Source organism: Aquipseudomonas alcaligenes NBRC 14159 (assembly GCF_000467105.1).
GTDB classification, from domain to species: domain Bacteria; phylum Pseudomonadota; class Gammaproteobacteria; order Pseudomonadales; family Pseudomonadaceae; genus Aquipseudomonas; species Aquipseudomonas alcaligenes.
The window spans coordinates 1-13,735 of sequence record NZ_BATI01000024.1; the positions used below are offsets into that span (position 1 = coordinate 1).

Consider the following 13,735-nt stretch of genomic DNA (forward strand, 5'->3'; position numbering starts at 1 on the left):
CCCTGCGTATTCGTATTTGTTCGCGCCCGTATACCGTTCAAAAATGAATCTGACTTGAAGTAATAGAAAAGATAAATTCCAAGAACCTTTGAGAGGTCTGGCTTAATTGTTACGCAAGAATATGAGACCAAAAACTCAGCATCTATATCGACATAGGAGACACTGCCAATCGTTGCGTATCTAGCCATCACAACATCGCCCTTCGAGGTTTTTATCCTTCCAGACAATCTTAAGTAATCGTCGTACGCAACCTGCTTACACTCTTCGAACTGGATATCGCTAACAAGCTCCATCAGATCTCCGGTCATGACATAAGGTATGCCTTTATCGACCGATTGAGGCATGTAATGGTCGACGTCCCCTATCGCCTCCAAGAAATATTTTATGTTGCCGACGCGCCAATGCACCGGCACATCGCCCAGCCACTTCACGCCTGAGTCTTTCATCGGCAGCGTCGGATCGAGGCCTTTAGTGACGGCGTGCGAGATCACGGCCTGGCGCTTTTCCTTGAGCAGTTCGATCAGGCGCTGCTGCTCTTCGATCAGCGCGTCGATGCGCGCGGTTTCGTGGTCAAGAAAGCGGGCGATTTTGGTTTGTTCAGGCTTTGGTGGCTCCGCGAAAAGCAAGCCACGAAAATCATCCTGGCCAAGATTCTGCATGCTTGCGCTGGTTCCAGAACAGGCCATCTTTACCTGCTCCCGGTATTCCCGAGACTTGCTGAAGTAGAAAAGGAACTCTGGAGAATGATTTACCAAGAAATAAACTTGCCAGAGTCGGTCTGGCAGGAAAATTCCATTGGGAGCTTCGGTAACCAGACCCGTGGCTCCCACCAGATCGGGAGTGTTCATCCGACTAACAATGAGCGTGTCTTTACGAAGCGGACAGCTGACTCTGCTCAGGTCTTCATCATTCACCGTCTTGTTTTCGGCCCAGTCGAATTTTCCTGTGTAAACACAACTGGTTTTCAGAACGCCCAAGGAACCAGGCTCGGCTGGAAAATCCGCCGCATTGACACTGGTGCCAGACTCGATACGTTCAATAGCCCGCTTGAGTGGATGCACAGCCCAATGCTCCGGCACCTCACCCAGCCACTCAACCCCGGAATCCTTGTACGCCAGATACACGGGAAACGTCATGCCGACAGCCCCTCAATCATCTGCTTGATGCGGTCTGTGCAGGCCTTAAGGTCGCGATCGATCTCTTCCAGCGGACGCGGCGGCTGGAATACATAGAAGTGGCGATTAAAGGGAATCTCGAAACCGACCACGCCGACTTCGCCATCCTGCTCATCGCGCTTGCTTTCGTCGATCCAGGCATCCGGCACATGGGGCTTCACTTCGCGCTCGAAGTAGTCGTACACCGACTCGCCCAGCTGCACGTTTTCATTATCGCGCAGGCCGGCATCGGCTTCCGGCTGGCCTTTGACCATGCAGATATCCGCTTCCGGGTCGCGTTCGCTCAGGGCATTGAGGATGGCCTTCAGCTCGGGCGTGCTGGGGAACACGTCGTGGGCATTGAGCGCCTTCTTAAGCAGCTTGCTGAACTGCTCGCGGTTGCGGTGCAGCTGGCTTTCGTCCATGGCCTGCAGGGCTTCGATCAGACGCTGGCGGGCCGGGGCGTCCAGCTTTTCGATGGCTTTTTCTTCCAGCACTTTGTTGATGCGCTCGGCACTGGCCTGGAAGTTCAGGCGCAACGGGCGCTCGACGGTGATGCGCCGGTAGCCAAAGGCCTCGACCGGGAAGATCTTGCTCTGCGGGGTTGCCTCGAAGCGGCCATACAGGCGCACCAGTTCGTCGATTTGGTCTTCGGTGATGTACTGGCGCTTGCTGCCCAGCGATTTGCGCATCTTGGCAAAGTGCTGGCTGCCGTCGATCAACTGCACCTTGCCCTGGCGCACGGCGGCCTTGTGGTTGCTCAGCACCCACACATAGGTGGCGATGCCGGTGTTGTAGAACATGTCGGTGGGCAGGGCGATGATGGCTTCGACCAGATCGTTCTGCAGCAGGTAGCGGCGAATCTCCGACTCACCCGAGCCGGCGCCACCGGTAAACAGCGGCGAGCCGTTGAGGATGATGCCGATGCGCGAGCCGCCTTCACGCGGGTCACGCATCTTGCTGACCAGGTGCAAGAGGAACAGCAGCGAGCCATCGGACACACGCGGCAGGCCCGGGCCGAAACGGCCGTTGAAGCCCTTTTCGCTGTGCTCGTCGGTGATCTGCTTTTGTACCTTCTTCCACTCCACACCAAACGGCGGGTTGCTGAGCATGAAGTCGAAGCGGTTGTCGGCCAGTTGGTCGTCGGACAGGGTGTTGCCCAGCTTGATGCTGGTGACGTCCTGGCCCTTGATCAACATGTCCGCCTTGCAGATGGCGTAGGACTCGGGGTTGAGCTCCTGGCCGTGCAGCGACACGGTGACTTGCTGGCTGATGGACTGGATGTACTCGTCACCCTCGGAGAGGAAGCCGCCGGTCCCCGCTGTTGGGTCATAAATGGTGACGATGCTGTTGGGCTTGAGCTTGTCGTCCTGCCCGGTGATCACCAGCGAGGTGGTCAGGTGCACGATATCGCGCGGGGTGAAGTGCTCCCCCGCGGTTTCGTTGGAGCTCTCCGCGAACTTGCGGATCAGCTCTTCGAAGATGATGCCCATGCCGAAGTTGCTGATGCGCTCGGGGCTCAGGTCCGTGGCAGCAAAGCGCTGCACCACCTGATAGAGCAGGTTGGCGGCGGCGAGCTGCTGCACGAAGTCCTCGAAGTGGAAGTGCTCGAAGATCTCGCGGGCGTCCTTGCTGAAGGACTGCACATAGCTCATCAAGTCAGCGGCGGTCTGGGTGTCGGACAGCGTGCCGAGGGTCAGCTTGGAGGCATTGAAGAACTGCTGCCCGGCCGCGCGTAGCAACAGCCGCTCACGCACCAGATCAGGACGGCCTTCCTGCGCATAGGACTCACGGATCACCGCTTCCTTCGTCTGGGAATGGTTTTCCGTGTTCACGCAACTTCTCCTGGAACAGGACAGCAAAAGCACGAGTTTAACCTGACGGAAAGGTCGGGACCGCATCTCTGTGAGCGCGTTTACCCCGGTGTTTATGCCTTAGCCAAAAACAAAAAAGCCTGACCATTTCTGATCAGGCTTTGATGTTGGGATTATTTGGTCGGGACGGAGTGATTCGAACACTCGACCCCTTGCACCCCATGCACTTATTTTATAGATCCCCATAGATCGTACCGGACGCCATGAGACAGACTTAACCCTAGCAAATACGAGCCTTACAGGCTAATCTTGCATCCAATAACGTCCGACACCGCCCACCACCAGCCAAGCATTTTGGTGGCACAAAAGTGGCACAAAATTCGGGCGCGAGGAATTTTACTAGGGGTAGAGAGTGTCCAAGGTAACGATCAAGCAATTGGAGGCACTGACAGCGCAAGATGACGGCAAGGTCTTCCGTGAGGATGGAGGACTGGTTGCTGAGGTGCGTGCCGGAGTCCGCGGGATCACAGTTCAGTTCAGCTATGAATTCAAGCTGGATGGAGCGCGCACCAGGAAGCGCTTGGGTAGTTGGCCGAAGAAAAGCTTGGCGCAAATTCGGTCTGAGCGAGACGAAGCCCGGGTACTTGTCACAAAAGGATTGCACCCCACGCTTGCAGCAAAAGCAGCACGGATCCAAGCGCAAGCGGCAATCGCCACCACTATTGCTGAAGCAGAGCGTGAAGCCGCAGAAAACAAGACAGTGGCCGATCTCTTTGATGAGTGGATACGTGACGGCGTCTCCCGCCAGGACGGCAATGCCGAGCTGATCCGCAGCTTTAAGAAGGACGTCCTGCCACTAGTTGGTAAGAAGCCGCTGCGCAATCTTACTGAAAAGGATCTGCTCGCTGTCCTTCGCTCAGTCAAATCTCGCGGCCTAAACCGCACCGTCGTTATCCGCAGCAAGGACATCGGCCAGATGCTGCGTTGGGCCGAGAAACGCAAACCATGGCGTGGTCTCATGACTGACGGCAATCCAGCCGACCTGATAGACGTCAACAAGCTGCTCGACCATGACTACGAAGAACAGCGGGATCGACTGCTCTCCCCTGATGAGATTCGAGAACTGCGGGACATCCTCGAACGCCTGGAGAAAGACTACGAAGAGCTTCCTGCTGGCCAGAAGTATTCAGGCATTCGCCCGGTCAATACGCGCGTCCAGTGCGCGCTGTGGATCTGCCTGAGCACCCTCTGCCGAATCGGCGAGTTACTTAAGGCCGAATGGCGCTTCGTGGATCTGGAGAAGAACACTTGGTTCATTCCGGCCGAGGCAACCAAAGGCCATAAAGGCAAGCGTCAGGATCACCATGTGTTCTTGTCAGCGTTTTCCGTTGCGCAGTTCAAACGCCTTAAGAAAGAAACCGGCGATACGCCGTTCTGCTTCCCCAGCAGGGATGCTCGAAGCCACGTTGATACCAAGACTGTCAGCAAGCTCATTGGAGACCGCCAATGTCGATTCAAGAGCCGCAGCAAGCCACTGGCTGGCCGGCATCATGACGACTCACTGGTACTGAGCAAGGGAACCAAGGGTGAATGGACCCCGCATGATCTGCGCCGCACGGGCGCTACCATGATGCAGGAGCTGGGTGTAACACTGGAAATCATCGACCGCTGCCAGAACCACCTGCTGGGCGGCTCGAAGGTCCGTCGACATTATCTGCACCACGATTACGCCAAGGAAAAAACTGAAGCCTGGCGCTTGTTGGGCGAGAAGTTAGAGTCGATTCTTGCCGGGAGCCCGGCAGCTGCTATCCAGCATCAGTAGCCAGCTTTTTTTTGATGGCGAAAGACCAAGACATAGGCCGTGTCATCTGCGCGCTCATAGCGGTAAAGCGCAACGTAACCTGAGTCACCAAACTCGATGATTAGCTCACGCAGCTCTGGCAGATCTGGAAATGGACGCCCTACTTCCGGACTTTCCTCCAATCGAGCGAATTGACGCTCGATTGCTTGTGAAGCACGGCGCGCGACCTGCGGATCTTTATCGGAGAGGAATCGTCGGCAACGCTCCAAGCCCTTCGCCGCGCCTTCAGTGACAATCAGTCGTGGCACTTGGGTAGCTCTGCCTCAGCATCTGTACCCCAGCTACCAAGCCAGGTGCGAGCCTCCTGGCCGGTCAAGTGCTGGCCGGTTTCCTGGTATGCAGCCCAAGATGCCAGCGCTTCTTGTTTGAAGCTCTCACGGGCCTCCTCTCGCTCGACGTACTGGGTAATCGCCTCACGCATGATCCAGTGAGATGAGCGTTGGCGCAAGTTGGCCAAATTCTGAATGCGCCCTTTCAGCTCGTCGTCAATTTTGATGGAAGTGGCCATGGTCAGCCCTCAGTTATCTAAAGGTATTACCTTTGAATATCGTAGCAGAGAAAAGAACTATGCTGCCTATGAAAACGCCGATGGGCATAACAGCGAATGACCCAAACCAAGCCGGGCATCTGCTGCTTACAGGTCTTCCAAGGACACCTGGATGGATTTTTCAGCTGCCCGAGCCCTCACCAATGAAGCCAGCTAGAAATCGTCCAGGCGCTCGAGTATTTGTTCGTACAGCTCTGCTGGCACCAGATATGCCATAACACGATCCTGTTCGAGCAAGACTACAGGGGTACTTGCGGCTTCAGCCAAGATGCGGGATGGGTTTTCTTCAGATCAGAAATGCTGACTGCTGCCTGAGAGAAGATGTTTTGCATAGAAAGCCTCTTTGCCCCTATTGCCCGAGGGTTTCAGGACGAATCTGGATGAAAGATCCCTACGCCGGATGAGCTTGAAGCCCACACGGCTTTTCAAATATAGATAGGCCAAACTTTTATTTGTTAACAGGGCCGGACACTGATGGTGGACTGGGCAGAGTTGTGCACGAGAGAAAATGACCATCCACAGCCAGCAACAAAGTAGCCGGTAGCAACAGGCAAAAACCGGCCAAAAGCAGCCATCGCGACTCATCGGACGTCATCGTCCTTGGGCATATCACCCGTCGTTACGCTTACTGGATACCGCTTGCGCCAGTTTCGCTAGTCGATATTGAAAGCCCTTTGATAATGTCTCCGCAGTGCCGACAGCATGGCTGAATGATGAGCATCGGCCACGGCCTCTCCCCACTTATCGTTTGAATAGATCAGGTCCATCTTCAAGGAGTCGGGCCGCTTCTCATACTCCCGCTTGTTGAGGAATCGCTGGCGCTTTTCGTTGAAGGGCAGATTGCCGTATTCCGAGTTGATACTGCGCGAGACCAGCGCGAGATTGCCAAAGCGGTCCAGCCATTCCTTCGAGACCGTATTGGTATCGGTCGCCTGTGGATTCTGCGGCGAAATATGCTCTACCGAGTTCTTCGCGGTGAAACGGAAATTGCCCCAGAATTCACGGTCAGCTTGTTGTTCATACCAGAGCACGAAGTCCAGCTTGTAGAACCAGTAATGCGCAAATCTGACGCCATCGTTCTCCGCCAGCGCCGATTCGAACTGCAGTACCGAAGCGTTACGCCAAGGGGTATCCATGAAGCGGCGGCTACGTGCGACCAGCGAAGAATCAGTCACTTCGCCAAGCAACTGGTTATCCAAATGGCACAGGAAGCCGTAGTAACGCTCGATTTCACCGCCGCCACCGCGCACTGTATGCGCATGCTTGTGGATGAAGTACAGGAAGGGGGTCAGCCAGTAATGGGTGGTAATTTCCTGCGTGTGATACAGCATGCTCTGCAGCAACGACAGCCCCTGATGCAGAGTATTGTCGCGGCTACGATTGATATAGCGCTTGTCTTCGCTGGCGGAAATCGAAGTGTGGCAGACCTGATGGATTTCCTCATCGCCTTGGTCGACCCACTTGATCACGTACTCGTCCCACAGCACACGCATACGCCAGAGCAGATCGATGAAGCCTTGTGCCCTCGCCGCACGCTGTGCTGGCTCCGCTGGCACCAGCAAGTAGGCCTCGAACAGGGCGAGCAGCTGCCGGTCCAGCACACGTGGCAGGTCCTGCGGCCCTTGCTCCTTCAGCCAAATACGCAGGACATGAAGTAGGAAAAGCGGAAAACCGATGATGCTGCGCGCCCAAGGGGCTTCGCCGTCGTCCTCGGTGATGGTTGTTCGCGCCGGGCCGGTATCACCAATCGAGCCACCAACAATGTCCTCCAAAGTCAGGCGATCGTCGTCATCCGTTTGCGTGGCGTCGGCCTTGCGCCCGAGCAAGCCATGCACCGCGCCGGCATGCAACAGTTGCCCCTTGCTGTAGAGATCTCCCAGCCGATGCGCATCCAGCTGGGTTTCCAGACACAGATTGCGCTCGACGAAACCGCTCATGTCGGCACAGGCATTCCACAAGGCCGCGTAGCGGGAACGGTTTTCCGCGGGGATGTCGTGCAACAACCTAGCCTTGAGGATCTCATGATGCTGTAGCTGGATGCCGCGGTTGTTGATGACCTCGAACAGCTTGTTCAGGTCCATGCCCTCGGGCACCTGTGTTAGCACCAGCGAGACAGTGCGATACACGAAGCCAGCCAGCGCCTTCAGATATTCATCATCCACAGGCCCGCCGTCCGCACGCTTGTACGTCTGCGCGAAGGAGGCCATCAATTGCTGAGCCTCTCTCATGCTCCGGGTATCGATGGCTTCACTGTTCACCGCCTTGCCGCCCGGCATCATGCTGGCAAGGAAGTCATTGACCTCCTCGCGGATCGAGAACTGTAGACGCGGAATCGTCCCGTTCTTCAGCACCACCCTGCTGAAGTCTCCCATCACCTCGCGCCATACAGGCACAGTGCTGAGCATCCATAACGTGGTGAAACGCTGCTGCCCATCGATCAGGTCGAAGCGACGCATGCCCTGGTCGCGGTCTTCAGCGGTGGTCTTTTCCACCAACAACGTGCCGCCCAGGAAAAACTGTGTGTCTCTGCGATCGAATGCATTTGCCATGTCAGTCAGAAGCGTCTTGATCTGGTCATCACCCCACACGTAAAGGCGCTGGTAGATCGGCACGTTGAAACACCATGCGGCGTCTTCTCTGTTGGTCAGCTGCTCCAGGGTGCAAAGGCTGGAATCAATGCTCATGGCGACCTCCTAGAGAAGCTTTCAAAAACGCCTCGATCCATTGATATTTGTCCGCAAGGCTGCGGCATTCAGAGTCCGTCTGCTCCCGGTAAAACGCCAGGACAGCCCGTTTGTATCGACCTTGCACACCATTGCCAACTTCAATCGTTTCCTCGGCATACAACGATGCCACGACCAATTGGCGCTTCTGCAGAAAGTCCAGTACCTGCTTCGGGTGATAGCTCTGCGCGATCACATCTAGCAGGTTCAGCTCGGCCAGCCTGAAGAAGTTGGCGGCGGTTTCCTGCTTGACCAGTTGTTGCTTCAGACGAATCGCACCTAGCAGAAACTCCAGGCGCAGAGCAAAAGCAGTCAGTTGCTCGACATCGAACTGATCCACATACACCAAGCTGCAGAGCATGAAGATCTCGCGCAGATACTCTTGGTTGTTGCACAGCAGCTGTCGATAGATCGCGCGGAACGTACTCACTTGCGAGCAGGGTGCAGGGGCATTCATCAGCCTTTGCAGCAATGCAGCGTACTTGTCGGCGTAGAGAAAAAAGCCCACGCCTTCATGGATGGGCTGGCGCAGCGCGATGGGCAGGTTCGCGGGGTTCTGGCTGACACGCAGTTGGTTGCCCTGCAGTACATACTCTCCATCACCCTCCAGCGTAAGCGCAGTCGCCAGCCGGTTGGGCCGGGTGGCATAGAGCGGCACGCTGTCGACGCTGCTGTGGCTGTCTGCGTCATGGTGCCAAGTGTCGTTCTGGAACTCTGTCAGCAGCGTTTCGTGCCTGCCCGCTGGTGTTTGCGCACCACGCCAGCGGCGCGCACGCCAGAGAAAACGATTGAAGAGGTTGGGGGCAAAATCCTGTCCCGGCGACAGTACCGCGGGCAGACGTTGCAACGCTTCCCAGCGCTCGGCGCAGTGCTTCTGCAGAGCAATCTTGAGCTTGCCCTCGCCGTCCGCATGATCGATCGCCCGCAGGTGATAGGCCTTGAGCAGATCGGTGGCCCGCAGGGGCACGCCGCGATTGTTCTGGGTATCGAAAAAGGTGAAGGCAAGGTCGCTGCTGCCCACTTCGATCACTGTCAGACGCAGCTTTTCGATGATCTCCTGTGCTATAGCCTCTTGTTGCTGCAACGCCAGCATCCCTTCACGGATATGCCGTGCGGACTGCCCCGAATAGCTGAGCGCCTGGCCCGCGGGCAGCTTGCCGGTAGCGCGGTGATACAGCAGCGACAACGCCGTGATGCGCTGCTGACCATCGATGATGAACCTTTTCGACTGGCGCGCATCGCGATGCAGTAATACCGCACCAATGTAGTAAGGCAAGCGATTGTCTGGCTGGCCTGCGAATTCCACGAGATCACTGTTCAACTGCAGCAGCTTGTCCGGCCCCCAGACAAAGCCTCGCTGGTAACTGTCCAATGCCAATGGCGTACCTGCCTTCAGCAGATCGGCGAAGGCCAGGGTGCTAACCTGAACAAGAGATTCCTGTGTCATCTATCGAATTCCTTGCTCAGCTCTCTTCCCAGCGTTTGCGCAACGTCCTGATCCGGGCATCACCGCGAAGCGCACGCCGATCTGGTCCGCAGAGCGCGACCGAGCCCGCCGGCAGGCCAAAGACCTCCTCGATGGCGGCCCGAATGCTGCTGACCTTCGCATCCGAACGTGCGGCCCGATATCGCGCTGCTCTGCGTTCGTTAGCGGTCACGCTCTGGTCTGCATCCTGCTCATCTTCGGCCTCCGCTTCCTCGGCCTCCCAGTCCTCGTCCTCTTCCTCTTCGTCTTCCTCCAGAGGTTGCGGATCATCTTCGGCCTCATCGGTCAAGTCAGCTAGGTTCTGGCCGTTGGAATACCAAGTGTTGGCGTCCTCCGGTTCCCATACCAATCCACCTTCGACATGGAACGCTCGAAGGGCGGCGGCAGACGACACGTAATCGCTGAACCGCGACTTCACCGCCGGCAATCGCTCGAAGCCAGCGCCCAAGGCCAGCAGAACCTTCCTGGGGCCCGCAACCAGCAGAAACTCAGACCAGCCCGGCTCACGGAAATTGCTGCTGGCAGAAACGTACAGATAGAGGGTGGCGCGAAGTGAGGCATCCTGTTCGGCCAACCGAGTCAGGACCTGCATCACGGTGTGGTGGAAACTGAAGCCCGCATTCTCGATGGAGTCCGAGTCGACCTCGACAGTGGGCATTGGCGAGCCGCTGTTGACGAAAGCGAGTTCCGACACTGATTTCCTGATCATTGCATTCGTTCCTTGAACGATTCGTGAGTGGGCCGTCGCGATTTGCGGCGATGTTAACCGCTATTTCGCACACCCTCCGATTGGATATGGAGAGGTCACGCTCGATAGTGGCAATTAAATAGCACATTGCATAAATGGTGACGGGATAGCGCAGTAGCGGCAAGCCCTGAAAGTACATGCCCATGCTGGGGCGAATCCTGGAACAGGATTACCGTGAAACAGGCTCGGCGTCAGTTTGCAATGGCTGCTTCTGGCCCAGGCTGTGTAAAAACGCTGGCATCGACCTTGCTGTGATTTGATGGGTTCAAATCAGCGGGGGGATACCGATGAAGCGTTTTATCCAGGGACAGCATCGAGGCCAAAGCGCGTTGCTTCCCGAGAGCCTGGATGACTACGTGGCGGACACCAACCCGGTGCGGGTGGTCGATGTTTTCGTCGATGAACTCGACCTTGGCCAACTGGGTTTCGGGGGTGTCATCCCGGCTGAAACTGGTCGGCCCGCCTACCATCCTGCCGACCTGCTGAAGATCTATATCTATGGCTACCTCAATCGCATCCAATCCAGTCGCCGCCTTGAGCGAGAGGCTCAGCGCAACGTCGAGCTGATGTGGCTGACCGGGCGTTTGATGCCGGACTTCAAGACCATCGCCAACTTCCGCAAGGATAATGGCAAGGCAATCCGCGGCGTTTGTCGGCAGTTCGTGGTGCTGTGTCAGCAGCTCGGGCTGTTCGCCGAGGCACTGGTGGCCATCGACGGCAGCAAGTTCAAGGCGGTCAACAATCGTGACCGCAACTTCACCAGCGCCAAGCTGCAACGTCGGATGGAGGAGATCGAGTCCAGCATCAGCCGCTACCTGACGGCGCTAGATACTGCTGACCGTCAGGAGCCCGCAGTGGCACAGGCCAAGGCAGAGCGCCTGCACGGCAAGATTGCCACCCTGAAAACCAAGATGCAGGAACTGCGAGACATCGGGGCTCAGCTTGAGTCCGTCCCGGACAAGCAGATCTCCCTGACCGATCCAGATGCCCGCTCGATGATGACTCGCGGCACCGGCCTGGTTGGCTACAACGTCCAGGCTGCGGTCGATACGAAGCATCACCTGATTGTGACGCACGAGGTCACCAACAACGGTGTCGACCGCGACCAATTGAGTGCCATGGCCAAGCAGGCACGGGACGCGATGGGCGTGGAGTCACTGTCGGTAGTCGCCGACCGGGGCTATTTCAAAAGCGAGGAAATCCTCGCCTGCCACGAAGCAGGCATCACCGCCTTCGTGCCCAAGGCTAAGACATCGGCCGCCGCAGCAGCGGGTCGCTTTGGCCGTGATGATTTCATCTACGACGCGGCCCATGACGAGTACCGTTGCCCAGCCGGAGAACGCTTGGTCTGGCGATTCTCGACGGTTGAGAAAGGTCTAAAACTGCACCGTTACTGGAGTTCGCATTGCCAAGGTTGTGCGTTGAAAGATCAGTGCACGCCGAGCGCACAGCGGCGGGTGAGTCGCTGGGAGCACGAGTCGGTGCTCGATGCGATGCAGTCCCGCCTAGATCAGGCTCCGGAGATGATGCGCATCCGCCGCCAGACGGTTGAGCATCCGTTCGGGACATTGAAAGCCTGGATGGGCGCCACTCATTTCCTCACCAAGACGCTCGACCGAGTGAGCACGGAAATGAGCCTGCATGTGCTCGCCTACAACTTCAAACGGGTGCTGAACCTGCTGGGCAATAGTGCGCTAATGGCCGCGATGAGGGCCTGAACCCCCATTGGCAGCCCGTTGAACTCGTCCCCAAGCATCGCAGAGCCACACTTGCCCGAATTGGCTGAATAACTCGGATCGACACACCAGTGGCCCGTAGGGACGCTGGGCGCCGCTAAAACAACCCAATATCCAGCTATCCATCACCCGCTGCGTTTTTACACGGTCTGGGCCGACTCCAGCCAGTTCGCACTCAGTTAGCGCTGCTGAAAATTAGCCATTCGATCCAAAAAAATTTCAACCACACATTACCGCAATGACATCAGCACCAAGGAGGTTCGTCTCATGTCATTGCAGTGCCCCCGCTGTCACTCACCCAAAGTCGCTTCGTTCCATCACGCCATGAAAACCGGCGCGGCCATCGGCGCAGTCGGTGGTCTCGCACGTGGTATCAGCGCTGCTCTGGCAGGCGGCAAGGCCGGTGCAGCACTCGGCCTAATTGCCGGCCCTGTCGGTATCACACTCGGCTCGGTATCCGGTGCCATTCTCGGAGGCCTTGCCGGTGGCGTCGGTGGTTGTGCGCTCGGTGCCCAGCTCGGTGAGTCGCTCGACCGCCATGTACTGGCCCACAATCTCTGCTTGCTTTGCGGTCACCGCTTCAACCTGCCGGCCTGATCCGGCCATAGCTCCCCTCTTCCTTATCTCTCATTGATTGCCGGTGCTGCGCTCTGCGCGGCGCTTTATGCCGGCCTGCACCCAAAGGAAATTCGTCATGGCTCATCAAATCGAACAAATGGCCTATGTTGGCGCTACCCCGTGGCACGGCTTAGGCAACAACCTTCCGCAGAAACAGCCCATCGAAGTCTGGCAGCGCGAAGCCGGTATGGACTGGCAGATCCTGGAAAGCCCCGTGCACTTTAAGTCGGACGCCATAGGCCACCTGGGCGCGATTCATTCGTTCCCGGAACAGAAGGTGCTCTACCGCTCGGATACCAAGTCACCGCTGTCGGTGGTCTCGCAGCGCTACCACACCGTCCAGCCTCGTGAGGTGCTGGAGTTCTACCGCGATCTGACCGAGGTCTCCGGCTACGAGCTGGAAACCGCTGGCGTGCTCAAAGGCGGGCGCAAGTTCTGGGCGCTGGCGCGTACCGGCCAAGGTGCAGCGATCAAGGGTAACGACCAGGTGAATGGCTACCTGCTGTTGGCCACTTCCTGCGACGGCACTCTGGCCACCACAGCAACCCCCACCACCATCCGCGTGGTCTGCAACAACACGCTGACCATCGCTCTGGACGGCACTAGCCGTGCGATCAAGGTGCCGCACAGCACACGCTTCGACGGCGACCTGGTGAAGAAGCAGCTTGGCATCGCCGTCTCGCAATGGGACGACTTCATGTACCGCATGCGCCACTTGGCTGAACGCAAAGTGCAGTGGCATGAGGCGCTGGGCTTCTTTATGAACGTGATGTGTGAAACCAGCGCGACCGGCGCACTGCCGGAGCAACTGCCCAACGAGCGCGCCCTGCGCAAAGTGCAAGAGCTGTATGAAGGTCGTGGCCGAGGCAGCCAGCTGGATTCAGCACGTGGCACTGCCTGGGGCCTGCTCAACGCCGTGACCGAGTACGTCGATCACGAGCGCCGGGCACGTAGCACCGAGTACCGCCTCGACTCCGCCTGGTTCGGCCAAGGTTCCCAGATCAAGCAACGCGCTCTGGATACGGCCCTGCAACTGGTCGCCTGACCT

At 57.5% G+C, this 13,735-nt stretch carries 10 protein-coding genes and 1 pseudogene; 4 read left to right on the forward strand and 7 right to left on the reverse strand.

From position 1 onward, the window contains the following. A partial coding sequence (locus PA6_RS13660) for a restriction endonuclease subunit S domain-containing protein (protein WP_021701517.1) occupies positions 1 to 1,136 on the reverse strand: 1,136 nt, incomplete at its 3' end. Continuing rightward, a pseudogene (locus PA6_RS13665) lies at positions 1,133 to 2,968 on the reverse strand (N-6 DNA methylase); the annotation flags it as partial. The pseudogene PA6_RS13665 and the gene PA6_RS13660, both read right to left, overlap by 4 nt. A 412-nt stretch (positions 2,969 to 3,380) precedes the next feature. On the opposite strand from PA6_RS13665, the gene PA6_RS13670 reads away from it, so the two are divergent. After that, a complete protein-coding gene (locus PA6_RS13670; RefSeq protein WP_021701519.1) occupies positions 3,381 to 4,790 on the forward strand; it encodes a tyrosine-type recombinase/integrase in 1,410 nt (469 codons plus the stop codon). Here PA6_RS13670 and PA6_RS22810 read toward each other — a convergent pair. From PA6_RS22810 to PA6_RS13690, 5 genes are all read right to left on the reverse strand, one after another. After that, a complete protein-coding gene (locus tag PA6_RS22810) occupies positions 4,784 to 5,077 on the reverse strand; it encodes a type II toxin-antitoxin system RelE/ParE family toxin (RefSeq protein WP_021701520.1) in 294 nt (97 codons plus the stop codon). The two genes, PA6_RS13670 and PA6_RS22810, sit on opposite strands and share 7 nt — an antisense overlap. Beyond that, positions 5,065 to 5,337: a CopG family ribbon-helix-helix protein gene (locus tag PA6_RS13675; protein WP_021701521.1), complete on the reverse strand. Its 273-nt coding sequence runs from the start codon at positions 5,335 to 5,337 to the stop codon at positions 5,065 to 5,067. Before PA6_RS13675 ends, PA6_RS22810 begins: the two co-directional genes overlap by 13 nt. Positions 5,338 to 6,029: 692 nt before the next feature. Beyond that, positions 6,030 to 8,060, reverse strand: coding sequence for a DUF262 domain-containing protein (locus tag PA6_RS13680; protein ID WP_021701522.1), 2,031 nt, complete (start codon positions 8,058 to 8,060; stop codon positions 6,030 to 6,032). Then, on the reverse strand, positions 8,050 to 9,546 hold the full coding sequence (locus PA6_RS13685) for a DUF262 domain-containing protein (protein ID WP_021701523.1): 1,497 nt from the start codon (positions 9,544 to 9,546) through the stop codon (positions 8,050 to 8,052). Before PA6_RS13685 ends, PA6_RS13680 begins: the two co-directional genes overlap by 11 nt. A 16-nt stretch (positions 9,547 to 9,562) precedes the next feature. Next, a complete protein-coding gene (locus tag PA6_RS13690) occupies positions 9,563 to 10,294 on the reverse strand; it encodes a hypothetical protein (RefSeq protein WP_021701524.1) in 732 nt (243 codons plus the stop codon). Positions 10,295 to 10,620: 326 nt separating this feature from the next. Between PA6_RS13690 and PA6_RS13695 the strand changes: the two genes are divergently transcribed. From PA6_RS13695 to PA6_RS13705, 3 genes are all read left to right on the forward strand, one after another. Further along, complete coding sequence (locus tag PA6_RS13695; RefSeq protein WP_043216704.1) at positions 10,621 to 12,051, forward strand: IS1182 family transposase; 1,431 nt, start codon at positions 10,621 to 10,623, stop codon at positions 12,049 to 12,051. Positions 12,052 to 12,336: 285 nt separating this feature from the next. Next, the gene (locus PA6_RS22820; RefSeq protein ID WP_081693986.1) at positions 12,337 to 12,666 is read left to right on the forward strand and encodes a hypothetical protein; all 330 of its coding nucleotides are present in this window, start codon (positions 12,337 to 12,339) and stop codon (positions 12,664 to 12,666) included. 97 nt (positions 12,667 to 12,763) lie between these two features. After that, positions 12,764 to 13,732, forward strand: a complete 969-nt coding sequence (locus PA6_RS13705) for a DUF932 domain-containing protein (RefSeq protein WP_021701527.1) — start codon at positions 12,764 to 12,766, stop codon at positions 13,730 to 13,732. Positions 13,733 to 13,735: the final 3 nt, after the last annotated feature.